Genomic DNA, 25,045 nt, shown 5'->3' on the forward strand with positions numbered 1-25,045 from the left:
TCGGAGGGTTTTGCCCGCTGAAGTGTCTTCTAGTCCTTCTAATCCTGTCCCTGATTTGCTCAAGCTTTGTCCACATTAAAATATTGCGCCTGCGGATGGGCAAATACCATCGCCGATACGGACGCTTCCGGCTCCATCATAAAGCCTTCGGTCAGCTGAATTCCGATATCCTCCGGCTTCATCAGCTCGAACAGCGGTCCCTGGTATTCCAGGTCCGGGCAGGCCGGATAGCCGTAAGACACGCGAATTCCTTGATAGCGCGCGCCATGGCGCTGCTTCATCGTCATCTCTTGCGGATCCGGGAAGCCCCAGATATCGCGCATAATATGATGTACCCGTTCCGCCAGCGCTTCCGCCGTTTCCAAAGCCACCGCCTGCAGCGCATGGGAGCGGAGATAATCTCCTTCTTCCTTCCACTTTGCCGCCAGCTCGCTGACCCCTTGTCCCGCCGTGACGACAAGGAATCCGACATAGTCCATGGTCCCGCTGTCGACGGATTTCAGGAAATCGGCGAGGCACAAGAACGGTTCGACCCGCTGGCGAGGGAAGGTAAACGTATGCAGTACCCGGCTCGTATCCTCGGGATCGTATATGATAATATCATTACCCGAAGACTGGGCCGGGAAAAACCGGTACATCGCCTGAGCCCGTAATATCCCTTTTTCGGTCGCATCCCGTAAAATCCGGTCGACCGTTTCTTTCAAATGCAGCGCCTTCTCGTCCCCCTGGGCGAGCAATTGCTCCACCGAACCGCGCAGACCCAAATGATGGCCGAGCAGCATCTGCATATTAATATAAGGAATAATATGATTGATCGGATAATCCCGCAGCACATGGCGCTCAAGGTCCGGCGGAACGAACACCGGCGCGTCGGCCGAAATGTTGGACCGGACGGCCCGGCTCAATTCCGGCAGGGGAGCCGCCGGCGCTTCCTTCGCGTCCGCCGACTTCTCGGCCTCGATATCCTTGCGGATTTGCTCTCGATGGGAAGGATCCATCAGCTTGTTCGCCAGGTCCAGTCCCTCCATCGCATCTTTGGCATATACGACCAGCCCGTTATATTCGGGGCGGATTCTCGTTCTGGTAAACTTGCGCGTCAAAGCCGCTCCGCCGACCATAATCGGCACCTCGATACCGGCGTTGCGCAAATCCTGCGCGGTTGTCACCATCTGCTGCGCCGATTTGACCAGCAGCCCCGACAAACCGACCGCGTCGGGCAGTTCCTCGCGGCACGCTTCGATAATACGCTCCGGTGGTACTTTTATGCCCAAATTCATAATCCGGTATCCGTTGTTGGCGAGAATGATCTCCACCAGATTTTTTCCGATATCGTGCACATCGCCCTTGACGGTGGCGAGCAGTATTTTACCCTTAACGGAGGATTCGTTCTTTTCCATGAACTGTTCCAGGTAGGCCACAGAAGCCTTCATGACCTCCGCGCTTTGCAGCACCTCGGCCACAATCAGCTCATTGTTATTGAACAGGCGGCCGACTTCCTCCATCCCCGCCATGAGCGGCCCGTTGATGACCTCGAGCGGGCTGTAACGGGTCAGCGCCTCATCCAGATCGGGAATAAGCCCCTCCTTCGTCCCTTCCACAACATACGAGGCAAGCCGCTCTTCGAGTGACAGGTTGACCGTCTTTTCCTGTTTCTCCACCTTTTTATTGCGGAACGCCGCCACAAACGCCGCCAGCGTCTCGTCATTCGTATTGTAAATCAATTCCTCGGCGAGCCGCCGTTCTTCTTCCGGAATCGAGGCGTACCGTTCCACCTTCTCCGTATTAACGATCGCATAATCGAGCCCGGCCTTTGTGCATTCATACAAAAACACGGAATTCAGCACCTCGCGCCCGGCCTCCGGCAGGCCGAAAGACACATTGCTGATGCCCAGGACGGTGTGGCAGGAAGGCAACGCCTCCTTAATGAGCCGGATGCCCTCGATCGTCTCTTTGGCGGAGCCGATATATTGTTCATCCCCGGTTCCAACCGGAAATACCAGCGGGTCAAAAATCAGATCCTCCGCATTCAGACCGTATTTGTTCACAAGCAAGTCATGTGAGCGTTGGGCTACTTGGAGCTTGTCCTCCCGCTTGATCGCCTGGCCGCGTTCATCGATGGTGCCGACGACGACGGCGGCGCCGTATTTGTGAATCAGCGGAGTCACTTTCTCGAACTTCTCTTCCCCGTCCTCAAGATTAATGGAGTTAATTATCGATTTGCCCTGACAGTAGCTTAAGGCCAGATCCAGTACCTGCGGGTCGGTCGTGTCGATCATTAACGGCACTTTCACCTTCTTCACCACGAGTTCGAGAAAACGTTTGATATCCTCGGCCTCATCCCGGTCGGGATCCTGGACGCAGACATCAATGACCTGGGCGCCGTTCTTGACTTGGGCACGAGCGATCTCCGACGCTTCCTCGTATTTGCCTTCGACGATCAGCCGTTTGAATTTCCGCGATCCAAGAACATTTGTTCTCTCTCCGACCATATACGGCCGGTTGGCCGATTCGACGTATACCGGATCGATCCCGGAGATGGCGGGCGGATGGGTCCCCGCGATGACGCGCGGTTTGAACTCCCTAAGCTTGTCGGCCATCGCCGCGATATGCGCCGGGGTCGTACCGCAGCAGCCTCCGGCGATATTCAGCCAGCCCTGCTCCGCAAAAGCCGCCAGCTTGCTGGCCAGCGAATCGGGGGATTCGTGATAATTCCCGTTTTCGTCAGGCAGTCCGGCGTTGGGGTAACAGCTTACCCCGGTTTTCGCCATTTCGGCCAAGGTACGGATATGATCGCGCATAAATTCCGGGCCTGTCGCACAGTTTAAACCGACCGACACGGGCTTTAAGTGCTCCAGTGAAATATAGAAGGATTCGATGTTTTGCCCGGCCAGCGTCGTTCCCATCGGTTCGATCGTGCCGGAAATCATCAATGGAAGCTTCCGTCCGGCCGCGTCGAAAGCGCGGCTGATCCCGATGCTGCCGGCCTTTACGTTCAAAGTATCCTGCGACGTCTCGAGCAAAAGCGCATCCACGCCGGCGTCAATCAATGCCGCGGCCTGCTCTTCATAGCTGTCAATCAATTCCGCAAACGTAACCCCGCCGGTAACGGAGAGCGTCTTCGTTGTCGGACCCATCGCCCCGATCACGTACCGCGGGCGTTCGGGGGTGCTGTATTTGTCCGCCGCCGCAACCGCCAGCCGCGCCGCCGCGAGATTAATTTCGCGCGCCCGGTCCGAAAGCCCGTATTCCGCAAGCACCACGGAAGTGCCGCCGAAGGTGTTCGTCTCGATCAGATCGGCTCCGGCTTCGAGATATTTTTCATGGATAGCTTGTATAATATCGGGGCGTGTCAGGACCAATATTTCATTGCAGCCGTCCAGCTCTTCCCCGCCGAAATCGTCGGGCGTCAGGTTCTCCTGTTGGATCATGGTGCCCATTGCTCCATCTAGGATCAAAATTCGTTCTTGCATTATGGATTCGAGACTTGGCTTACTCATGATCGATTCCCTCCCGTAAAACGTTAAGAATTAGTTTATCAGAATAAAGCGTTGAAGGAAAGGGACAATCTGAAATAGCAAAAAGGCCATCGCATCCATCCGGGCGGACAGAGGACAGCCTTATTTGCCGTTATCGTATTAATTCTTGTATCTATTCAATAACCGTAAACTCGGCGGAAGGCATCGAATGCTGATCTTTGGCGGTGACATGGGAGATAACGTGATAGGTTCCCGGATCATCGAAGGTGGCTTCCAGAACGTAATTGCCTTCTCCGGCACTTTGTACAGATTCCATGCTGTGGTCGTCCTCGCTGTCTCCATCCTTCCAAAATTCAAACATCACTTCTTTGGCATCGTCCACTTCCTCGCCTTGATAAGTGACTTTAGCCGTAAATTTCACTTTCTCGCCGGTTTGAATTTCTTGCGGAGCCACTTCGAGCTGTACCTTGATCGGCTCCAAATTATTATTGGCGGATGCGCTTGCCGAGTCGCTCCCGTTCTTGCCGCATCCGCTCAGAAGCAGTAACGGCAACGCCAGGCCGGCAAGCAACAGATTGAACCTTTTCACGCTGCTCCTCCTCTCATCATCTTCTTGCAAAACTATCGCTTTTTAATTAATCCGATGAATTATCCAATGATCGTAATTACGAAAGCTCTTTAATGATCTCGTGCAATTGCGACAAATGCTTTATTTCATAATCGGGCACGATTTCATCATTGCGCGTCTTTCCTTCGCGATTGACCCAAATTGTTGTCATTCCCACGCTGAGTCCGCCGCGGATATCGGTCGTCAGCTTGTCGCCAACCATCAGGGCTTCTTCCGGCTTGACGTCTAGCCGTTCCAGCGCATGTCGGAAAATCGAGACGTCCGGTTTTCCTTTGCCAAAAGTGCCGGAGATGACAATCTCATCAAAATATCCGGCCAATTCCGGTACGCCGTCAAGCTTCTCCTGCTGCAGGGCCGGGCAGCCGTTTGTGAGCAGCAGCAGTTTTACGGTCCCTTTCAGCTCCTGAAGAATTGTAAAAGTTTCTTCATATACATGCGGCCGCGCCCGCCGCTCTCTGCCGAACTGCTCGGCCAGATTGCCCGCCAGTTCTTCATCATCCACGCCAAGGGCGAGCAGCCCGCGGCGCCAGGATTCTTTACGGTAGATCGGGGCAAACTGTTCCAGCTTGCGGAACTCCGGCTGCTCGCCGGCGGAGAAATTGGCCCACAAGCCTTCAAAAGGATTAATCCCGATCATTTGCGTGAATGGATAAGTTTCATATGATTCGTACAGTTCTCTCGCTTCCTTGCGAACCGCCGTCTCCAGCTTGTCCGGGTCGATACCGGCCGCGTCCCGTGCGGTAAAGCAAGTAGCCTCGAACGCCTCTCTTACGCTTCTCTCATCCCATAACAAAGTATCGTCCAAATCAAAACATACCGCCTGGATCGCCATCTCTTTCTCCCTTTCCAAAAAAGTTAATCGTAAACCGTGAAAATCTCTATCGGTTATTTCCGCTCAAATGGAACATGATGCACTTTGGCATATTGCTCCAGCCGCTCGCCCATAGCTTCCGTATCAAACCGGTTCCGCAAATGATAGAACACCCAATTGCTGTCTTTGCTCTTCGGCACGATCGTCACTTTGCTGCGGTCGACCGTGATTTTGCTGACATTGGCCGCTTCCAGAAGTTTGTCCCGATTGTATTTGGAGGTGTAAAGCCAACCTTTGTTGATCCGAAGATAAGGCCGTCTGAGGAAAAGCGTCAAGGCCAAAATGAGATACAAAACAATCGTCAGCCAAAAGATGACCGAATTGACTTCCGAAGCGCTGCCCATTAAGCCGACGACGGCATACAGGGCGGCCAGCAGCACTAACACAACCGGCAGAATCAGGTTGCGCCCCTTAAATACTTCGCCGTCCCCTTTGGGTCCGAGCGCCGTACGAGGATTTTGACCGCTGCGTCCCCGGGTCACATTGGGGCCTTTTCCTTTTTTGTTCATTCGAATCTGATTGCGTTCTACCTTTCTGTCAAACGAAGCCATGCTTTTTCCTCCTAGAAAAATGTTAGGTTATGTATGCGGGCCTTGCGGCCAGCTTGTTATTTATCCACGATTTCAATCGATTCGAGCTGCTGGCGGAAATTCTTCCGTATATTTTGCAAATACGTTTCCCGCAATTGGGCCCGTTCCAGCTTCTCATCCTCCGTCAATCCCTCTTGTTTGTTCTTGCGGGCCAATTCATTGATGCGGTTGACCAAAGCATCTATATCCATGGTTTTCCTCCTGTTTCTTCGAATAATATTTAAACTAGGCAACAATTCTTACTTTGACATGAGAAAAAGAGCTTGTCAAGGCGAGTTATCCTTGAAACCAAGCTCTTCATCGTGCATTCAAACAGTAATATGCTGACACCGAATAACTATGACGGATTAATCGGGCAAAATCAGGGTATCTCCCGCTTTAATATCGCTGGTAGTTAGACCGTTAAACCGCTTAATGGCTTCAACATAAACTCTGGTGTCCTTCCCGCGCGGCTTGTGGTCTACGGCGATTTCCCATAGAGTGTCGCCCGGAACCACTACGATTCTGGCTTCCTCAGTACCGCTATGATTCTCCGATGACGAAGCAAACGCGGTCACAACCCCCGTTCCCGTTACCGTCAATACAACCAGCAGCACCGCAAACGTGATTAATCTTCTGCTCATGGCCTTGCCCGCCAAGCGCTCCCTCAAGATCTTAGTCGACTTCGGTTGATCATAGATACTTTGGTATGTACTATATTTAAGCATTTCGCATCACTCCAAACAAATGTTCTTATTTCTTGTTCTCAATAATAACACGAACACTTGTTTGTGACAATATCTTTTTCGAACAATTGTTCCCACTTTTTTTGACAAGTAAGGATTTCTTCTAGAACTTATGTTTGTACGAACTGCAGTTCTATGTTATAATTTTTCCAAACGTTACTAATGGGGTTGATAATTGTTATGTCCAAGGTATCCAGCCGTCAGCAGGCTATACTAGAATTCATACGCAATGAAGTCCGATTGAAAGGCTACCCTCCTTCCGTACGCGAAATCGGGGAGGCTGTTGGACTAGCTTCCAGCTCTACCGTACACGGCCATCTTGACCGCTTAGAGAAGAAAGGCTTCATCCGCCGCGACCCTACGAAACCGCGAGCCATTGAACTCTTGGGTCAAGACGACGAAGATTCGGCCGGATTGTTCACGCATAGCGTGGCACGGGTCCCTGTCGTCGGCAAGGTCACAGCGGGTATGCCGATCACGGCGACCGAGAACATAGAAGATTATTTCCCGCTCCCGCAGCATTACGCCGCAGACGGGGAAATATTCATGCTTTCCGTCGTGGGGAACAGCATGATCGAGGCCGGGATTCATAACGGCGACTACGTCATCGTAAGACAACAGCAAACCGCCAACAACGGCGACATCGTGGTGGCGATGACGGAAGACGACGAGGCGACGGTCAAAACTTTCTATAAAGAGAAAGACCATATCCGCCTGCAACCGGAGAACCCTACCATGGAGCCGCTTCGTTTGAAGCGAGTTACTATTCTCGGCAAGGTCGTCGGCTTGTTCCGCGATTTGCACTAATTGAATAATCCATAACGAAGAGGCTTCCTTATTCCGAAGGCAGCCTCTTTTGTCGGTCTGCAAATGACCTTTCCTTTAATCTTTTAACTCCCCGAATGCTTAAGACACTTGAAAAAATCAGCCGCATCTGTTTTTTAGCCAATTCCGATTCATCCCTACCCGTTCTCCGCGCCATAATTTCTTTAGCCATAATCTGCGTCTATGGTATTTCTTCAGGGCAAGCACCATTTCCATCAGCTCCTTGACCTTATCTTCCCCAATCGCAACCAAATCATGGTATGGAATTTTATGTAATATTCTTTGTCTATTGTTCTTTGGCTATTTATGTTTCTGCGGCAACTTGCCGATAACAAATATGTAGTTCACATACGCGCAAGGAGGTGTGCATTCTGGATATTCCCGCACTTTCCATAGGCTTGTCGCAAAGCCGGATTCAGCAGGCCGTCAGCATTTCCGTATTAAAGATGTCCACGGAGATGGCGGCGGTCGACGGACAGGCTCTGACCAAAATGATGGAGCAGAGCGTCCAGCCCAACCTGGGCGGAAATATCGATATCAAGGCTTAAAAAGAAAAATAAAGGCTTCCGGAGAAGCCTTTATTTTTCACCCTTGCAATAAAAATCCCCTGAAGCCTACGGCCCCAAGGGATTCCTCGATTAATACAGCGTCATATATTGGTCGCGTTCCCATTGATGCACTTGCGTGCGGAACATGTCCCATTCGATTTCTTTCAGTTCGTAGAAATGAGTCAGCGCATGATCGCCGAGCGCTTCGGTAATAATCTCGCTGCGGATAAGTTCATCAAGAGCTTCCTTCAAATCTGCAGGCAAGCTTGGAATTCCTTCTTCCACGCGCTCTTCTTCGGACATTACGTAAATATTGCGGTCGATCGGGGCAACGAGCGGCAGCTCTTTCTTGATGCCGTCCAAACCGGCTTTCAGCATGACCGCCAAAGCAAGGTACGGGTTGGCCGCCGGGTCCGGGTTGCGGACTTCGACGCGAGTGCTCAGACCGCGGGAAGCCGGAATACGGATCATCGGACTGCGGTTGCTCGAGGACCAAGCCACATAACAAGGGGCTTCGTAGCCAGGTACGAGACGCTTGTACGAATTGACCGTCGGGTTCGTCACAGCCGCGAAAGCGCGGGCATGCTTCAAGATCCCCGCCATGTAATGGCGAGCTTCCACGCTCAGACCCAGCTCATCGCTCTCGTCATAGAACGCATTCTTGTCCCCTTTGAACAGGGATTGGTGACAGTGCATTCCGGAACCATTGACACCGAACAGCGGCTTCGGCATGAATGTCGCATGCAGGCCATGCTGACGGGCGATCGTTTTCACGACAAGTTTAAAGGTTTGAATCTGGTCGGCCGCTTTAATCGCGTCCGCATATTTGAAGTCGATTTCGTGTTGGCCTGGGGCAACCTCATGGTGGGAGGCTTCGATTTCAAAGCCCATTTCTTCCAGAGTCAGCACGATTTCGCGGCGACAATTCTCCCCGAGGTCGGTCGGAGCCAAGTCGAAATAACCGCCCTGGTCGTTCAGCTCGAGCGTCGGATTGCCCTTCTCGTCGGTTTTGAACAAGAAAAATTCCGGTTCCGGACCGACGTTCATCGCGGTATAGCCCATTTCTTCGGCTTCTTTCAAAGCGCGCTTCAGGATACCGCGCGGATCTCCGGCGAACGGCGTGCCGTCCGGCATGTACACGTCGCAGATCAAACGGGCGACACGGTCTTCGGTTACCCACGGGAAAATGACCCAAGTGTCGAGGTCCGGATACAGATACATATCCGATTCTTCGATCCGCACATATCCTTCGATGGACGAACCGTCGAACATCATTTTGTTATCAAGCGCCTTTTCCAATTGGCTGAGGGGAATTTCGACATTTTTAATCGTGCCGAGCAAGTCGGTAAACTGCAATCGGATAAAGCGGACATTTTCTTCTTTGGCGATACGCAAAATATCTTCCTTTGAGTAACTCAAACTAACCTCTCCTATCTCTTATATTTTGAAAAAGCGGGACAATTCTCCCTGGATCAACGAGACCTGACCCGGTCTCTTCCCGGTTACGAGCTGCTGTTTAAGCATACGATAAAGTTGGGAATCCGTCATCTCTTTTCTTTTCTCTTCCGTATCCTTCGTGATCACGGTGGCCTCTTGCGAGTCCTTGGTCATCGGGTTCATGACCTGCTTGATTCCGGCGATATTGACGCCCTTGTCGATCAAGCCTTTAATCTCAAGCAAGCGCTCGACATCATTGAAAGAAAACATCCGCTGGTTCCCCGAAGTACGGGCGGGTACAATCAGTTGATGCTGTTCATAATAACGAATTTGCCTAGCCGTTAAATCCGTAAGCTTCATTACGATTCCAATCGGAAACAAGGCCATATTTCTGCGAATTTCGTCACTCATCGCTCTCAACCTTCCAGTTAGATAATCATAATTATATTCTATGTAAACTATCCTAACATGTCAAGACCTATGTTAGAAAACTTACAGAACATATTACATGACTATTATATGATAGAGGAAATCTCTGGATTATATAGTGAAAAACTCTGTCCTTCTCAGAACAATTTTCTGTCTTTCATTGTCTGCAAAGCTGTCAAAAGGCCGAATTTGACGTGAGAGTATGTCAACCCGCCCTGCATATATGCGGTATAAGGCGCGCGGATCGGCGCATCCGCCGACAGTTCCAGGCTTCCGCCTTGAATAAATGTACCAGCGGCCATTATGACCGGGTGTTCGTACCCCGGCATGTCCCAAGGTTCGGGAACGACATGCCCGTCTACCGCCGCGGCCCGCTGGATGCCCTGAACGAAGGCGATCAGCTGCTCGGGACCGCTGAACGAGATCGCCTGAATCAGATCGGTACGCGGCGCGTCCCAGCGCGGCCGGCTGTCAAAGCCCGCGCGCTCGAATACGGCCGCGGCGAGGACCGCGCCTTTGACGGCTTGTCCCACCGCCGTCGGCGCCAGAAACAATCCTTGATAAATGCCCCGGGTCGTGCCGAGCATCGCCCCGACCTCCGCCCCGATTCCCGGGGCCGTCAATCGGTAGGAAGCCAGCTCCACCAGCCTCGCGCGTCCGCAAATGTAACCGCCCGTCTCGGCCAGGCCGCCGCCGGGATTCTTGATCAGCGAACCGGCGATCAGGTCGACCCCCACCTGGGTCGGCTCTCGCTCTTCCGTAAACTCGCCGTAACAGTTGTCGACGAATACGATGCAGTCCGGTTTCAGCTCCTTCACTCTGGCGACCATCTCACCGATTTGCGCCACAGTGAAGGAATCCCTCCAATCATAGCCTCGCGACCGCTGAATGCCGATGACTTTCGTCCGCTCGTCGATCTTGGAAGCCACCGTCTCCCAATCAATCGTCCCGTCTTCCAGAAGCGCGGCTTCATTGTAACGGATGCCGAAATCCTGCAGGGAACCCGTGCCGTCCCCAGGTTTGCCGATCACCTTGTGCAATGTATCGTAAGGACGTCCGGTGATGTACAGAAGACCGTCGCCCGGTCTGAGCACTCCGAACAAAGCGGTGGCGATCGTATGCGTGCCGGAGGCAAAATGCGGACGCACCAGCGCCGCCTCCGCCCCGAATACGTCGGCATAAACGAGATCGAGCACTTCACGCCCCCGATCGTTATAGGCATAGCCCGTTGACCCGGCAAAATGATAATCGCTCACTTGATGTTTCTGAAACGCCTCAATCACTTTCCATTGATTGCGGTCGACGATGGAGTCGATTTCGCGGAATTTTGCTTCCGCCTGGCGCTCCGCCTCTTCGATCCACTTTACGATTTCCGCTGAAAATGCCGTCATGTTGTCTTACCTCTCCCTTATATACGCGTTCAAAAAAGCCGCAGTTTCAACCCGGCTTATCAAACTGTTTCTTTTCGCTAATTTGCTAATTCGCTAACCACCATGTATTATCTATTGCCTAAGCTGTTCCCCTTCCTCCGGAACCGCGTAGGGGGCCAGCAGATGACCGAATTTCTCATAGTCGCCGCGGTTGATATCGATCGAATAGACGATATCGTCTTCGTCGTACTTCTGGCCGATCACCTCGCCGACCCGATACAGCACCGGAGTCAGGTCGCCCCGACCCGCCGGAATCCGGAAAGATCTAAGGCCCCCGGAAAGCTTGCGCTGCACCGCCTCGCGGATCAATTCCAGATCGGGTTCGCGCAGGGCGCTGATCTTCAGCGCATCCTTCCCTGCGGGGAGCAGCTCAAGCTGCTTCGGGCCGCACAGATCGATCTTGTTGAAAAGCACGATCTGCGGCTTGTCCCCCGCTCCAAGATCATCCAAGATCCGCCCGACGACCTCCATCTGTTCCCGGCGCATCGGCGAGGAAGCGTCAACCACGTGCAGGATCAGATCGGCTTCGTTCGCTTCCTCCAGCGTCGCCCGGAACGCGGCGACCAGATCGTGCGGCAGGTTCTGAATGAATCCGACCGTATCGGTCAGGACGACCTCTTTGCCGCCGGGCAGCTTCATGACCCGCGAAGTCGGATCCAGCGTGGCGAACAGCCGGTTCTCGACGAGCACGTCGGCCTCGGTAAGCGCCTTCAGCAGCGTGGACTTCCCGGCGTTCGTATACCCGACAAGCGCAACCTGTACCGCGCCGTTTTCCTGACGGCGCGCGCGGTGGAGCCGGCGGTGCCGGGTCACCTCTTCAAGCTGGCGCTTCAGCTCGCCGATCCGGCGGCGGATATGGCGGCGGTCCGTCTCCAGCTTGCTCTCGCCGGGACCGCGCGTACCGATGCCGCCGCCGAGGCGGGACAGATTGCGGCCGTGTCCCGCAAGGCGCGGGAGCAAATAGGTGAGCTGTGCCAGCTCCACCTGGATAATGCCTTCCCGCGTCTTGGCCCGCTGCGCAAAAATATCGAGAATCAGCTGGGTACGGTCGATGATCTTCGCATCCAGAATTTCCTCCAGATTGCGCACCTGGGCCCCCGACAGCTCCTGGTCGAAAATGGCCGTATTCGCGTCGTAATCGTCCATCAGATCGCGGAGCTCCAGCACCTTCCCCTTGCCGATAAAAAAGCGCGGATCCGGTTTGTCCCTCGTTTGGACCAACCGGTCCGCCACTTCGACTCCGGCGGTTTCGGCGAGCTGAAACAATTCCTCCAGCGAATATTCCGGGTTATGCCCGCTTTGCTCCACCTCCGCCGTAATCAGGCTGACCAGCACCGCCCGATCAGGTATAACCGAGTTCGTATCGTATAGCGTCTTTGGCATTCTATCGTTCACGGCTCCTTATTTCTTATCCAGCTTCAAATCCTCCGTACGGATCGTCATCAGCTCCAGCTTGCCCGGAGTACCCCCGCTGTATTGATTGAGCAATCGGACCGCCTGCTGGCGGATCGACCGCTCGATGATGTTGCGCACATGCCTGGCGTTGCTGAACAAATGCTCGCTTTCGCATTTTTCCCGCAGCAGGTGCTGCTGCAATTTGAGTATCGCCTGCGGCATCAGTATATAATCGCGCTCTTTGACCATCCCTTCGGCGATTTGAATCAACTGATCGATCGTATAATCCGGGAAATCCATCTGAATCGGAAAGCGCGAAGGCAGACCGGGGTTGGTCGCCAAAAAATAATCCATTTCATCAGAATACCCGGCCAGAATCAAAATAAACTGATTTTTCTGATCCTCCATCGCTTTAACGAGCGTATCGATCGCCTCTTTGCCGAAATCCTTCTCCCCGCCGCGGGCGAGACTGTAGGCTTCATCTATGAAAAGCACGCCGCCCAGCGCTTTTTTGACCAGGTCCCGGGTCTTTTGGGCGGTATGCCCGATATACTCCCCGACCAGGTCGGCGCGCTCCACTTCGATCAGATGCCCTTTGCTCAGCACGCCCATCTTTTGGAACATTTTCGCCACAATGCGGGCCACGGTCGTTTTTCCGGTTCCCGGATTGCCTTTGAATACCATATGATAGACTTGCGCCCCGGACAGCAGCCCCGCCTCCGAGCGCATCGTCGCGATTTGCAGCAGGGCGAAAATCTCGTACATCAGCTCTTTTATATGATCCAGCCCGACCAATCCGTCCATTTCCTTTTGCAATTCGGCGAACAAGCCTTGCTGCGGGGTGCTCTTCGCCTTCGTCAAACCTTCGCTCTCGGGCACGCTCTGCGAAACTACCGGCGGCTCGGAGCTGCGGAGAATCACATTGATCTGTCTGGAGGGTCTTTCCTCGGGCGAACCGCTTCTGGCCATCACACGCCCTGACATCCATGAATCACCTCTTTATGGGCTCTTGAACCCCCATCTGCCAAGGAGGGCTTAAACTTCTTTTAAAATGTATTCTCTCTCCCTGCGCGTTATTAGAAGTTTTCTTCATTTCCAGCCGAAGGCGATGGCCGCCTGGTCCAATTTCCACTTCGTATACGCCAAAACCTCCCGGATCGTCGTCTGGAACGGCTTCAAAACTTGCGTCTCGATCAGCGACAAACGCGGGTTGTCGTAATCCAACGTTTTGGCGATTTCATAGGCGCGATTGCCGTGGTAAGTATGAGTAATGATGAGTGCCGAACGATACCCATTCTCTTCCATAATATCCCGGCTGAATTTTAAATTCTCGTAGGTGCTTGTGGCTTTGTTTTCCAGCAGCATGTCGGATTCCGGCACGCCGTTTGCCTTCAAATAATTGGCCATGCCCTCCGCTTCAGTATAGCGGTAATCGGGGCGGTCAAGCCCTCCGGTGAGCAAAAACACGCGGAATTTGCCTGCTTTGTACCCCCGCAAAGCGAGTTCAAGCCTTTCCCGCAGCCCCGGACTCGGCTCGTCGCCCCACATCGACGCGCCAAGCACGATGCCGACATCCGCCGGCTCCGCGGATACGGAAGTCTCGGCGGCCGCCGGGTTCCGATCGACGCTTCCAATTTCGGCAAGTGCGTATAGACACCAGCCTATCCCAAGAACAATGCATAGGACCGGAATCCATAGCCAACGCCTGCGCCGCTTCCGTTCTTTGCCGCCGAACGAATAAACTTGCGATCTTCCTCTAAACCTTGCCATGTTTCCCTCCCGGTGGCTTCGAGTCCGTTTGCACGTATCCGGACCGATAGTGTTCGAGCGACATGGCGAAATACGGGAATTTCTGCTCCCTGATCGCCTGGAGAATTTGATTGGCCGTTTCGGTGGCCATGTCGTAATCTCTTACAGTGATCAAGCCTTTGGCCAGCGCTTCGTCCAATTCATCCTCGTCGAGCAGGAATACTTCGCCGTTCTTGAGCACGACGATATCCAGGTACAGGTCGTCGAACCACGGTACTCCCTGATCGGTGACCCCCTGCGTTTTGCATACATCGATATACCATTCTACGATACTGCCTTGCTCGTCGAACATGGCGGTGACCACGTAATGCGCGCCCTTCGGATAATATTGCAGCCAGACATACCCCTTGTCGGCCACGCGAAAGGTATGGCCGCCATAAGTCTTCCACAACGGGTCTTTAAGCGCATGAATGGTATATGAGGTCACATAGCCTTTAAACGATTCGCTGTCAACATACTTTGATTTGAATTGACGCTGGGTCACGCGGCGCCAATTCGCTCGGTCTCCGAATTTTCGTTTCATAGGACTGATCCCTTTCAACACAATGTACTTTCAGCTTAACATATTTAATAGTGAGTCACAAAAATGAATTCGGAATCAGGGCAAAAAGTTGCCGCGGGTCGCGGATAAAAAAAAGAGCTGTTCCCAAGCTACCGCTTAAGGAAAAACTCTCTCGGCGGCAACCGCCGCAAAATCCCTGCTTGTTTAAACTCCTGAATCCGTTCCGGCTTCGCCCGTCGGATTCACTATAATGCCTTCGACCTGGTCTCCGGTTCCGGAATTACTCGGCTGGCCGGTTTCCGGGGTTCCTTCGGAGCCGTCCCCGGTATTTCCCGGAATGGCCCCGCCTTGATCACTGCCGGAGCCGTTCCCCGGTCCGTTGCCGTTTCCCGGACCTTGACCGTTGCCTTGGCCACTACCATTGCCAGTGCCTTGGCCGTTTCCTTGGCCGTTGCCGTTATCGCCGCCGTTCCCCGGTCCGTTGTTCCCGTTGTTCCCGGGAGGGAATGTCCCTTCGCCGCCGTCCGAACCGGAATTGCCGGAACCGTTGCCCGGTCCGCCATTCCAGTCGCCGTTCCCGTTTTGATCCGGGTCGATGTCATCCATCGGCGGTTCATCGACCATGATCATGACCGAGGCGACATTCGACGGCTCGCTTTCCTTATCGTTCACCGCGTCGTACGCAGCTACATAATATTCATACCCGGTGCCTATGCCGACGCTGATATCCTCCGCCGTAGTCTCGGAAGCATCCATATAATAGGTAAACTCAGTTTCCGAAGCTTCGCGCCGGTAAATACGGTACGAAGCGGCCGGATCGCTGACGCCGGTCCAGTTCAGCAAGACCGTTCCGGTCTCCTCGCTGTAAGCGGCGCTAAGTCCGCTCGGAACCTCCACAACTTCTTCCTCTTCCTGCTGAGGTTCAGTAGGCTGCATGTTTGAAGGAACCGGGAAGTCTTTCACCGGCACGCCTTGCAGCGCATCCGTCATCACCGTCGAGAACAAGGCGGCCGCCTGACCGCTGCTGCCGTTCAGCAGATGGTTCTTATCCGGCGTATCGTAACCCATCCAGATCGCCGCCGTCCATTCCGGCGTATAGCCGACAAACCAGACGTCGCGGTTTTTGCTGCTGGTCAGGCCTTTGATGCCGTGCTGGGTCGTGCCCGTCTTGCCCGCGAGCGGACGGTTCAGCTTCGCCCGTTTCCCCGTCCCGTCGTTGACGACGTTCTGCAGCATTTCCGTCATGTTATATGCCGTCTGTTCGCTAAGCACCTGCTTCGCTTTCGGCGCGTTGTACGTGTATTTCTCTACGCCGTCGTGGTCGACGATCATCTTGATCGAATACGGAGCGTTGTACTTCCCGCCATTGGCGAACACACTGTAAGCCCCGGCCATTTCCAGCGTATTCGTCCCTTGGGTCAAGCCGCCGAGGGCGATGGCCAGGTTGCGGTCGTTCTTGTCCAGCGTGATACCCATTTCTTCCGCGTATTTCAGTCCGGTCTTAACCCCGATTTCATTCAGCAGCCATACGGCCGGAATATTCTCCGACTTCGTTATCGCCGTGGTCATATCGATCGTTTTGGAATAGCCGTGCAAGTTTTTAGGACAGTAATCGCCGAAGCACTGCTTCTCATTGCTGAGCAGCGAATCCGGTGTGAATTTGCCCGTTTCCAAAGCAGGCGCATAGGAGACGATCGGTTTGAACGCCGATCCCGGCTGCCGTCTGCTATTGATACGGCTAAAGCCTTTGCGTTCATAATCGCGGCCCCCGAGCAGCGCCACAAGGCTACCGTTCGCATGATTCTGAATGACGATCGAGGCTTGCACCTGCTGGTCGTCGACGCTCTTTTCGAAGAAATCGTCATTGGCGAACGCTTTCTCGACCGCTTTCTGCGCTTGGGCATCCATCGTCGTGTAAATCTTGTAGCCCCCGCGGTTGAGCTGATCCTCCGTGAGGCCGTATTTCTCTTCGGCTTCATTAATAACATAGTCTTTGAACGCCTGATAGCTGTCGCTTCTTGCCGGAGGCGTATAGTCATAATCGACCGCCTTGGCCTCATCGCGTTCGGCCGCGGTAATATAACCTTCCTGATACATTAGCTCAAGCACAACGGCGCGGCGCTGCTTCGACAGGTCCGGATTGGCGACCGGGTTGTATTTGGAAGGCCCTTTCGGAATGGCCGCCAGCGTGGCCATTTGCCACAATTCCAGCTCATCCAAGTCGCTGACGCCAAAGTACCGCTGGGATGCCGCCTTGATTCCGTAAGATGCTTGGCCGAAAAAGATCCGGTTCAAATATAGCGTGATAATTTCATCCTTCGTCTTGTGGCGCTCCAGCGCCATCGCGATCGACATTTCGGTCGCTTTGCGGAAAAAGGTCTTATCGAAATCCAGGAACATATTTTTGGCGAGCTGCTGGGTAATCGTACTGCCGCCTTCGACGAGCGAGCGGGCCATAATATCTTTGACCGCCGCCCGGCCGATCGCCCACAGGTCGACCCCGTTATGTTCCTCGAACCGTCTGTCCTCCGTAGCGATAAACGCCTCCTTGAGGAGCTTCGGAATCTCCTCCGGTTCCACCGGTTCGCTGCGGTTCACGGACAACTCGCCCATCAGCTTACCTGTACGATCATATACTTTGGACGTTTCATAAATAAAAAGCTTATCCTCGTTCTCGGCCAGAATTTTCTCGCCGCTGATCGTAATGTACATATATCCCGCTATCGCACAGAACACGGCAAAGGCGATTGTGAAAAACGAAGTCCACAGCACCCGCTTCGCCGTCAGCCGTTTCTTTTTGGGACCTTTCGGCGAATTCGATTTATGCGATGCTTTACTTTTACTGTTCCGCTCCAATCTGGACGGTCTGTTTGTAGGCATGGTTTTCTGACTCCCTTCGTACCAGTCTCGGATTCAAGTTCTGATCACTAGACCAATACCCTTTTGGCCAGGAAAGAAAAGAACAACCTCTGATCAGGTTGCTCCGCTCCGTTTCCTATACCATTAAACGTACTAATTCAAAAAAAGTTTCAACACGGATTAAGCTTCATTCTGGGAATCCTGCATCAGCGACACATTGCGCTGCGGCTGGAAGGTCGAAATCGCGTGCTTGTACACCATTTGCTGACGGCCGTCGCTATCGATAACGATGATGTAGTTGTCAAACGCTTTGATCGTTCCTCTGATCTGAAAGCCATTCGTCAAAAAGACGGTCACCGGAATGCTTTCCTTGCGCATCTGGTTCAGGAATGTATCTTGGATGTTAATGGACTTGTTCATTAGCCGTACCCCCAATAGGAATCAATTAGTGTTTAGAATTATATTCAAGATCAGTTGGAAACTTTCCTGCTATTATAGCACGCACGGCCGCGAAATTCGCGGAAAAATTTTTGCCGTCGCCCACGTCGACCCAAGAGATATCCTTCATATGGCGAAACCAGGAAAGCTGCCTTTTCGCGAACCGGCGGGTATCCCGCTTCAACTTCTCCACCGCTAGCTCAAGCGGTAGTCCGTCCAGCAGATGCTCGGCGATTTCCTTGTATCCCAGACCCTGCATGGAAATCAGGTCCCTGGAGAACCCGCGGTTCAGCAGTCTCTTGACCTCGTCGACAAGCCCGGCCTCGATCATTCCGTCGATGCGCCGTTCAATACGGTTATAAAGCATTTGACGGTCCATTGTCAAACCGATGAAGCAAAGATCGTATGGAGATTGTCTGTTTTGGCGTTCAAGACTGGAAGATAGTGTATCTCCCGTAAGGTGAAAAATTTCCAGCGCGCGGATCACTCTTCGGATATCGTTGGGATGAAGCCGGGCCGCCGATTTAGGATCGATTTCCGCCAGCTTGGCATGCAAGACTTCGGGCCCTTGATCCTCGGCCACTCGCTGCTGCTTCGCCCTGAAGTCTTCATCCGCGCCCGCTTCGGTAAACTGGAATTCATAACAGACGGATTCGATATAAAGTCCCGTACCGCCTACGATGAAAGGAAGCTTACCCCGATCGTGGATTTCCGGAATGAGCTTCTGGCACCATTCCTGGAATAAGGCGACGGAAAATGGTTCGTCCGGCTCAAGCACATCGATCAGATGGTGTCGGACACCTTCCGTTTCCTCCGGGGTGATCTTCGCCGTTCCGATGTCCATTCCCCGGTAAACCTGCATGGAATCCCCGGAGATGATCTCGCAGGAGAATGTTTTGGCGATCTCGATGCTGAGAGCGGTCTTGCCGACGGCGGTGGGACCTAGCAGGATCAGCAGTTTCGGTTTCTCGTTACTTGTCAAGCGAAATCACTCCGTACGCAATTTTCGTATGGGGCCGCGGATCGGACTCGAATCCTAGCCGTTCAAATTCGCCGCTCCCCTTCTTTTCTTTGAGCACCACCGTCTTGCGGGCCACCCGGCAAGCTTCGGCAACCGCCTCCGGGCTGAGCGGACTCGCGTTCGCATAGGTTCTGAGCGGCGAGATCGCCGAGGACTCCTCGACCGGATTCCGAAACATCGGGTCGAAGTAGACGACGTCCGCGCTCTTGTCGGGCATCTCCCGCAGCGCCCGCAAATGCTCCGCGCGCTTCGCCGTGATGCGGCGCAGCGCGTCGTCAAACTTTTTTACCCCGGATACATAGTAAGCAAAACCTTCTTTAAGCAGACTCCACAGCGGGAGCGAATCCTCCAGGGCGAGCACGCGGCCTTCCGGTCCCGCACCGAGTGCGAACACCGCGCTGTCCGCGCCCAGGCCCGCCGTACAGTCGACGACTACGTCGCCGGGACGAATCCGAGCGGCTTCCAGCATGGGGTCGCTTTCGCCCTTCAGCAGGCGCTTGGCCCGGACGAACGCCATGCTCGGATGAAACAGCATGGCCTCGCCTCCCGAGCGGAATAGTCTTGCTCCGCCTTCAAGAATGACCAGAATGTCCCGGTCATTGTATCTCGACGCCAGCTTATTCAGTGAAGTCCGGTTTCTGGGAACATATTGCACGCCGGCTTCTTGTGCCAAAGCCGCGGCTCTGCGAACCGCATCAGGGGCGGCATGATCCCCCGTTGTAATAATCACAAGTACTTTCCTCCGTTCACATTACCCGTTTAAACAATTTCTCTAAATCGTAATTGGAGAAGGAGATGACGATCGGACGGCCGTGCGGGCAGGTATACGGTTGTTTGCACGCCGCCAGCCGCTGAAGCAGGGTGTCCGCTTCCTCCTTGGTCAGCTTCTGGTTGGCCTTGATCGAGGCCTTGCAGGAGACGAGGATCGACGATTTCTCGCGCAGCTTCGCGAGGTCGATCGCCCGCTCGGCGAGCACCCATTCGGCCATCTCCCGGATGATATCCGCCTCGTCCCCTTGCGGGAACCAGTAGGGATATGACACGACGCGGAAGGTTCCGCCGCCGAAGTGCTCCAGAATGACCCCGGCTTTCTCGAACCAGGAGAGCCGCTCTTTCAGCTTCTCGCTTTCGGCCGCCGTGAATTCCAGCGTAATCGGCAGGAGCAGCTCCTGCGAAGCGTCGGCCGGATTGCCGAATTTTTCGTAGTAATATTCATAATTCACGCGCTCATGGGCGGCGTGCTGATCGATCAGATAGAGCCCTTGTTCGTTCTGGGCGATCAGGTAGGTGCCGTGGTGCTGTCCAATCAGGGACAGCTCCGGGAACGCCGGCAGCTCCGGCGCCTGGGCGGGCGCACCGTAGAGCGCCTCCGGCACGGCCGAGCCGGCGGGCGCCTGGGCGGATGCGTAGCCGCCCTGCGGCGCGCTGCCGGGCTGGCCCGCCAGCGGCGGGCGCTGCTGCGGCTGCGCATAGCCGCGCGCGCCGGACGCGGCGGCGCCCGATGCGCCTGGCGCGCTGCCGTTGGCGCCGGCGCCGTAAGCGGGCGCGGCCTGCTCGCGCAGCGCGAAGCCGCTGGAGGCGCCGTCCACAGGGCGCGGCGCACCGGGCGCGCCATAGGCGCCGCGAGCCGTGCCGGCGCCAGCACTGCCGCCGGCGGCCGCGTCAAGGCCGCCGCCGCTAGGGCCGCCCGGCGCGCTTGACGAGCTCGCAGGCGAGCCCGCGCCCGGCCGAGGCCCGGTGCCGCCCGCTCCTCCAGCTTCATACGGCGCCGCGCTCGCCGGGGCCGCCTCCAGCCGCGCCGGGAAATGGAACTGTTCCTGGATCACCGATCCGGAACCCGATTTCCCAATCTGCTGCTTGACGACCTGCGGAATCAGCACCTGCTCGGACAGCACGGCCCGCACAGTCTCCTCCACGAATGCGTTCAGCTCCGCTTCCTTGCTGAACCGCACCTCCAACTTGGCGGGATGCACATTGACATCCACCAAAGAGGGGTGCATGTCCAGCGACAGCACGAACAGCGGATAGCGGTTGATCGGCAGCAGCGTATGATACGCGCGCAGAATCGCTTGCTGGAGCCCCTGGTTGCGGACGAAGCGGCCGTTCACGATCGTCGACATCGCGCTGCGGTTCGAGCGGGTCAGCTCCGGCAGTCCGATGAATCCGGAAATCCGGTAGTCCAAATTCTCCCCCGAGATCGGTATCATCGATTTGGACGTATTGATTCCGTAAATGGAGGCGATCACCTGCAGCAGGTCGCCTCCCCCCTGGGTTTGCAGCAGCGTGTTTCCGTTGTGCTTCAGACTGAAGGCAATCTCCGGATGGGCCAGCGCCTGGCGGTACATCACATCCGAAATATGCCCGAGCTCCGTCTGGATCGTTTTCATATATTTCAGCCTTGCCGGTGTATTGTAAAATAATTCTTTCACCGTCATTTCCGTACCCTGCGGCGCGGCGGTATCTTCATTCTCCTTCAGTGTTCCGCCCTCGATGACGATCGCCCGGCCCAGCCCGGTATCGTCGCTGGATGAAACGAGCCGGACCTTGGCGACGGCGGCGATACTCGGCAGTGCCTCGCCGCGAAAACCGAGGGTGCGGATTTGGTACAAATCCCGGCCCGATCCGATCTTGCTGGTAGCATGACGATAAAACGCGGCCTCACAATCGTCCGGCTCGATGCCGGAGCCGTTGTCGGTCACCCGGATCAACTCGAGCCCGCCTTCTTCCGCCAGCACCTCGATTTTCGTCGCCCCGGCGTCGACCGCATTTTCCACCAGCTCTTTGACGACGGACGCGGGCCGTTCCACCACTTCCCCCGCCGCAATCTGGTTCGCGATATGCTCGTCCAGCACAGTGATTTTTGCCATGATTTGTCCCTCCTATAAACCCGTTAGTCGGACATTGCTAGTTAGCTGATATGCCGGTTGACGAAGTGCCGCCTACCATCTGCCAACTGCCGGCAATTTCCGCAGCTTCCTTAACGATCAAACAATGCAAACCTGCAAAAGTGTAGGAATTTACATCCGGGCCTTCCCGTCAAAGTAAAAACCTGCAATTCTGCAGTTTTTAACGGCCGAAATCAAGCTTTCATAACTTAAAACGTAAAAAAGATGTATTTTTGCAGGCATTTAGCCCCAGATAGCGATTAATCACGAAAAAAGATGCACTTTTGCAGTTTTCGGAAACTTCTTTTGCCCCGGAAGCTATTGCCGTAGACCCATTTACAAATGCTTCGCCTTCAGCTTCAGTTCATTGATGAGCTGCATCGCTTCAAGCGGCGTCATATTCATCAAATCCGCATTCTTCACCATATTAACGATCTGCCGCATCCCGGCATCTTCCTGGGTTGGTTTCGGCCTCTTAGCCGGTGGCTCGTCCGCAAAAATCGAGAGCTGAACGACCTCAGGCTCCCGATCCTCCTCCCGATCCTCGCCAAAGCTGGATAGCCCAGTCGCCTCGGTCCGAGACTCGGTTGGATCGACTAACGCAGAAGCCGCGGCCTCCTTGGCCGCAATCCCCGCTGCGACCGCCGCGGATTCGCCGGCGGCGAAAGCTTGCGCCCGATCCGCGCCATCAACGGCGCTGCCCGAGTCGCCTTCGGCGGCGCCGCTCTCCGCCGGCTCGCGTGGCGGCCCGCCGGCGGTCACGGCCGAGGCGGCTTGCTCGAAGCCCTGTAGCAAGCCGTACGCCCGATCGATGATCCCTTCGGGCAGTCCGGCGAGCCGAGCGCAATAGATGCCGTAGCTCGTATCGGCCGCGCCCGGAATGAGCTTGCGGAGAAAATGCACCTTGTCCCCGCTCTCCTGCACCGCCATGCGGTAATTCCGCAGGCCGGACAAGCTGTTCTCGAGATGGGCCAGCTCGTGGAAGTGGGTCGAGACCAGTGCTTTGCAGCCGATATGATCATGGACGTATTCGATAACCGCCTGAGCGATCGCCATCCCTTCACTGGTCGAGGTGCCCCGGCCGAGTTCATCGATGATGATCAGGCTTTTGGCCGTAGCCTTTTCCGTCATGACCTGAATATCGGCCATTTCGACCATAAAGGTGCTCTGCCCGCCGATGAGGTCGTCTGCCGCGCCGATCCGCGTGAAGATCCGGTCGACGAGCGGGATTTCCGCCTTCGCGGCCGGCACGAAGCTGCCGATTTGCGCCAGGATGGATATCAGGGCCACCTGCCGCATATAGGTGCTTTTCCCGGCCATATTCGGTCCGGTAATGAGCAATATCGACGCGCCGTCCTTTTTCAAATCGGTACCGTTCGAAATAAAAGAGGTATCCTTCATCACGGATTCGACGACCGGGTGACGGCCCTGCTCGACGACCAGATCGAACCCGTCGCTCAAAACCGGCTTCACAAATCCGCCCTCCGAAGCGATGGCCGCCAGGGAACGGAGCACGTCGACCTCGGCGATTTTCTCCGCCAAGTGCTGCAACCGCTGAATTTCGCCCGCGATTCTTTCCCGCAGCTCGTTGAACAGCCGGTATTCGAGGTCGGCCATCTGCTCTTCCGCTTCCAGAATGAGCGTTTCCTTCTCCTTCAGTTCAGGCGTCACGAAGCGCTCGGCGTTGGCGAGCGTTTGCTTCCGCTCGTAGCGGCCTTCCGGCAGCGACGGCAAATTGGCTTTCGTGACTTCGATATAGTAACCGAACACTTTGTTGTAGCCGATTTTCAGCGACTTGATGCCGGTCGCCCGGCGTTCGGCCGCTTCCAGCTCGGCGATCCAGCGTTTGCCGTTGCTGCCGGCTTCGCGCAGCTCGTCCAGACGCGCGTGATAACCGCCCTTGATAATGCCGCCGTCCCGCACCGAGACCGGAGGCTCGTCCGCAATCGCCGCCTCGATCATCTCGGCCAGATCGGCGCAGGTATCCATACTCTCCGCAAGCGCCCGCAGCGTCGAAGACGGGGACGACGCGCACAGATCCTTGATCGCCGGAACCTGGCGCAGGGAAGATTTCAGCGCGATCATGTCCCGGCCGTTGGCGCTCCCGTAGGCGATGCGTCCGGTCAAGCGCTCCAGATCGTAAATTTCCAGCAGCGATAGGCGAAGATCCTCGCGCAGTATAAACCCGTTATACAGCGCCTCCACCGCCTCCAGCCGCTCTTCGATCCGGCTCCGCTGCAACAGCGGCTTGTCGATCCAGCGGCGGAGGAGCCGCGCGCCCATCGAGGTTTCGGTCTTGTCGAGCAGCCATAACAGCGAGCCCTTCTTCGACCGCTCCCGCACCGTTTCTACCAGCTCCAGATTGCGGCGGGTGAACGGATCAAGGATCATGTACTGCTCCGGCTCATAGGAGGAAATCTTCGTGAGCTGTCCGAGCGAGCGTTTTTGCGTTTCACCGAGGTAACCGACCAGAAGCGCGATGCAATCCCGCCGCTCGCTCTCCAGCCGGATCCAGACCGCTTCGCCGAATTGCTTGCGGCCGTCCTCGTCCTTTCCCTTGCTCCAAGGCGTATACACCACCGTTTTGCCGAGCGGGGCGGCTTGCTCCCGAATGTAGGCAAGCAGCGCCTCGTCTCCGATCACTTCGGAAGGATCGTACAATCCGACCTCGTCCCGGAGCCATTCCTCGCTGCTCGGCGCCGAGGTGACGTACAGCTCGCCGGTGGACAAATCGCAGGTGGCGAGCGCCATGAGGCCGTTCCGCTCCGTCACGCACAATATGTAGTTGTTGACGCGTTCGCCGAGGGTTTTGCCTTCCATGACCGTACCCGGCGTGACGACCCGCACGATTTCCCGGCGGACGACGCCTTTGGCGGCGGCCGGGTCCTCCACTTGCTCGCAGATTGCGACTTTGTAGCCTTTTTCGATCAACCGGTTGATATAGGTGTCGGCCGAATGATAGGGAACGCCGCACATCGGAATTCTTTCCTCCGCGCCCCCGTCCCGGCCGGTCAGGGTAATTTCCAATTCTTTCGACGCCAAAAGCGCGTCATCGAAGAACATCTCATAAAAATCGCCCAGCCGGAAAAAAAGGAACGCATCCTGCGCCTGGGCTTTGACACTCAAATATTGCTGAATCATCGGCGTATATGTAGCCATTGTGCAACCTCCAAAATT

General features: G+C 55.2%; 21 protein-coding genes. 2 read left to right on the forward strand and 19 right to left on the reverse strand.

The window, feature by feature from the left end; all coding sequences use genetic code 11:
- Positions 1 to 59: 59 nt before the first annotated feature.
- The 6 genes from metH to V3851_RS15695 all read right to left on the reverse strand — a co-directional run bounded on the left by metH (position 60) and on the right by V3851_RS15695 (position 6,188).
- Positions 60 to 3,497 carry a methionine synthase gene (metH, locus tag V3851_RS15670; RefSeq protein ID WP_331847494.1) on the reverse strand — a complete coding sequence of 1,146 codons (3,438 nt, stop codon included), beginning with the start codon at positions 3,495 to 3,497 and terminating at the stop codon, positions 60 to 62.
- 151 nt (positions 3,498 to 3,648) lie between these two features.
- Complete coding sequence (locus V3851_RS15675) at positions 3,649 to 4,065, reverse strand: FixH family protein (RefSeq protein ID WP_331847495.1); 417 nt, start codon at positions 4,063 to 4,065, stop codon at positions 3,649 to 3,651.
- A gap of 76 nt (positions 4,066 to 4,141) precedes the next feature.
- On the reverse strand, positions 4,142 to 4,936 hold the full coding sequence (locus V3851_RS15680; RefSeq protein WP_331847496.1) for an HAD family hydrolase: 795 nt from the start codon (positions 4,934 to 4,936) through the stop codon (positions 4,142 to 4,144).
- Between the two features lie 53 nt (positions 4,937 to 4,989).
- Entirely contained in the window at positions 4,990 to 5,526 is a 537-nt protein-coding gene (locus tag V3851_RS15685; RefSeq protein WP_331847497.1) for a hypothetical protein, read from the reverse strand.
- A 56-nt stretch (positions 5,527 to 5,582) separates the two neighbouring features.
- Positions 5,583 to 5,756, reverse strand: coding sequence for a DUF896 domain-containing protein (locus V3851_RS15690; protein ID WP_331847498.1), 174 nt, complete (start codon positions 5,754 to 5,756; stop codon positions 5,583 to 5,585).
- A gap of 156 nt (positions 5,757 to 5,912) precedes the next feature.
- Entirely contained in the window at positions 5,913 to 6,188 is a 276-nt protein-coding gene (locus tag V3851_RS15695; RefSeq protein ID WP_331847499.1) for a LysM peptidoglycan-binding domain-containing protein, read from the reverse strand.
- Between the two features lie 282 nt (positions 6,189 to 6,470).
- Here V3851_RS15695 and lexA point away from each other — a divergent pair, with 282 nt between their 5' ends.
- Positions 6,471 to 7,097, forward strand: coding sequence for a transcriptional repressor LexA (gene lexA / locus V3851_RS15700; RefSeq protein WP_331847500.1), 627 nt, complete (start codon positions 6,471 to 6,473; stop codon positions 7,095 to 7,097).
- Between the two features lie 380 nt (positions 7,098 to 7,477).
- Positions 7,478 to 7,663, forward strand: coding sequence for a YjfB family protein (locus tag V3851_RS15705; RefSeq protein WP_414859326.1), 186 nt, complete (start codon positions 7,478 to 7,480; stop codon positions 7,661 to 7,663).
- A 90-nt stretch (positions 7,664 to 7,753) separates the two neighbouring features.
- On the opposite strand, the gene glnA is transcribed toward V3851_RS15705, so the two are convergent.
- The 13 genes from glnA to mutS form a co-directional block, all read right to left on the reverse strand.
- On the reverse strand, positions 7,754 to 9,082 hold the full coding sequence (gene glnA / locus V3851_RS15710; RefSeq protein WP_331847501.1) for a type I glutamate--ammonia ligase: 1,329 nt from the start codon (positions 9,080 to 9,082) through the stop codon (positions 7,754 to 7,756).
- An 18-nt stretch (positions 9,083 to 9,100) separates the two neighbouring features.
- Positions 9,101 to 9,511, reverse strand: a complete 411-nt coding sequence (locus tag V3851_RS15715) for a MerR family transcriptional regulator (RefSeq protein WP_331847502.1) — start codon at positions 9,509 to 9,511, stop codon at positions 9,101 to 9,103.
- Positions 9,512 to 9,666: 155 nt separating this feature from the next.
- Complete coding sequence (locus V3851_RS15720) at positions 9,667 to 10,920, reverse strand: methionine gamma-lyase family protein (protein WP_331847503.1); 1,254 nt, start codon at positions 10,918 to 10,920, stop codon at positions 9,667 to 9,669.
- 111 nt (positions 10,921 to 11,031) lie between these two features.
- Positions 11,032 to 12,342, reverse strand: coding sequence for a GTPase HflX (gene hflX, locus V3851_RS15725; RefSeq protein ID WP_331847504.1), 1,311 nt, complete (start codon positions 12,340 to 12,342; stop codon positions 11,032 to 11,034).
- Positions 12,343 to 12,360: 18 nt separating this feature from the next.
- Entirely contained in the window at positions 12,361 to 13,338 is a 978-nt protein-coding gene (locus tag V3851_RS15730) for an AAA family ATPase (protein WP_331847505.1), read from the reverse strand.
- 105 nt (positions 13,339 to 13,443) lie between these two features.
- The gene (locus V3851_RS15735) at positions 13,444 to 14,124 is read right to left on the reverse strand and encodes a YdcF family protein (protein WP_331847506.1); all 681 of its coding nucleotides are present in this window, start codon (positions 14,122 to 14,124) and stop codon (positions 13,444 to 13,446) included.
- The gene (locus V3851_RS15740) at positions 14,111 to 14,686 is read right to left on the reverse strand and encodes a ribonuclease FAU-1 family protein (protein WP_331847507.1); all 576 of its coding nucleotides are present in this window, start codon (positions 14,684 to 14,686) and stop codon (positions 14,111 to 14,113) included. Before V3851_RS15740 ends, V3851_RS15735 begins: the two co-directional genes overlap by 14 nt.
- A 183-nt stretch (positions 14,687 to 14,869) precedes the next feature.
- On the reverse strand, positions 14,870 to 17,545 hold the full coding sequence (locus tag V3851_RS15745) for a transglycosylase domain-containing protein (RefSeq protein ID WP_331847508.1): 2,676 nt from the start codon (positions 17,543 to 17,545) through the stop codon (positions 14,870 to 14,872).
- Between the two features lie 159 nt (positions 17,546 to 17,704).
- Positions 17,705 to 17,944 carry an RNA chaperone Hfq gene (gene hfq, locus V3851_RS15750; protein ID WP_331847509.1) on the reverse strand — a complete coding sequence of 80 codons (240 nt, stop codon included), beginning with the start codon at positions 17,942 to 17,944 and terminating at the stop codon, positions 17,705 to 17,707.
- Positions 17,945 to 17,969: 25 nt separating this feature from the next.
- The gene (miaA, locus tag V3851_RS15755) at positions 17,970 to 18,944 is read right to left on the reverse strand and encodes a tRNA (adenosine(37)-N6)-dimethylallyltransferase MiaA (protein WP_331847510.1); all 975 of its coding nucleotides are present in this window, start codon (positions 18,942 to 18,944) and stop codon (positions 17,970 to 17,972) included.
- On the reverse strand, positions 18,934 to 19,713 hold the full coding sequence (locus V3851_RS15760; RefSeq protein WP_331847511.1) for a class I SAM-dependent methyltransferase: 780 nt from the start codon (positions 19,711 to 19,713) through the stop codon (positions 18,934 to 18,936). Before V3851_RS15760 ends, miaA begins: the two co-directional genes overlap by 11 nt.
- A 16-nt stretch (positions 19,714 to 19,729) precedes the next feature.
- Positions 19,730 to 21,850, reverse strand: coding sequence for a DNA mismatch repair endonuclease MutL (gene mutL / locus V3851_RS15765; protein WP_331847512.1), 2,121 nt, complete (start codon positions 21,848 to 21,850; stop codon positions 19,730 to 19,732).
- A gap of 354 nt (positions 21,851 to 22,204) precedes the next feature.
- Positions 22,205 to 25,027, reverse strand: a complete 2,823-nt coding sequence (gene mutS / locus V3851_RS15770; protein ID WP_331847513.1) for a DNA mismatch repair protein MutS — start codon at positions 25,025 to 25,027, stop codon at positions 22,205 to 22,207.
- Positions 25,028 to 25,045 lie beyond the last annotated feature (18 nt).

The organism is Paenibacillus haidiansis (assembly GCF_036553665.1).
GTDB classification, from domain to species: Bacteria; Bacillota; Bacilli; order Paenibacillales; family Paenibacillaceae; genus Fontibacillus; species Fontibacillus haidiansis.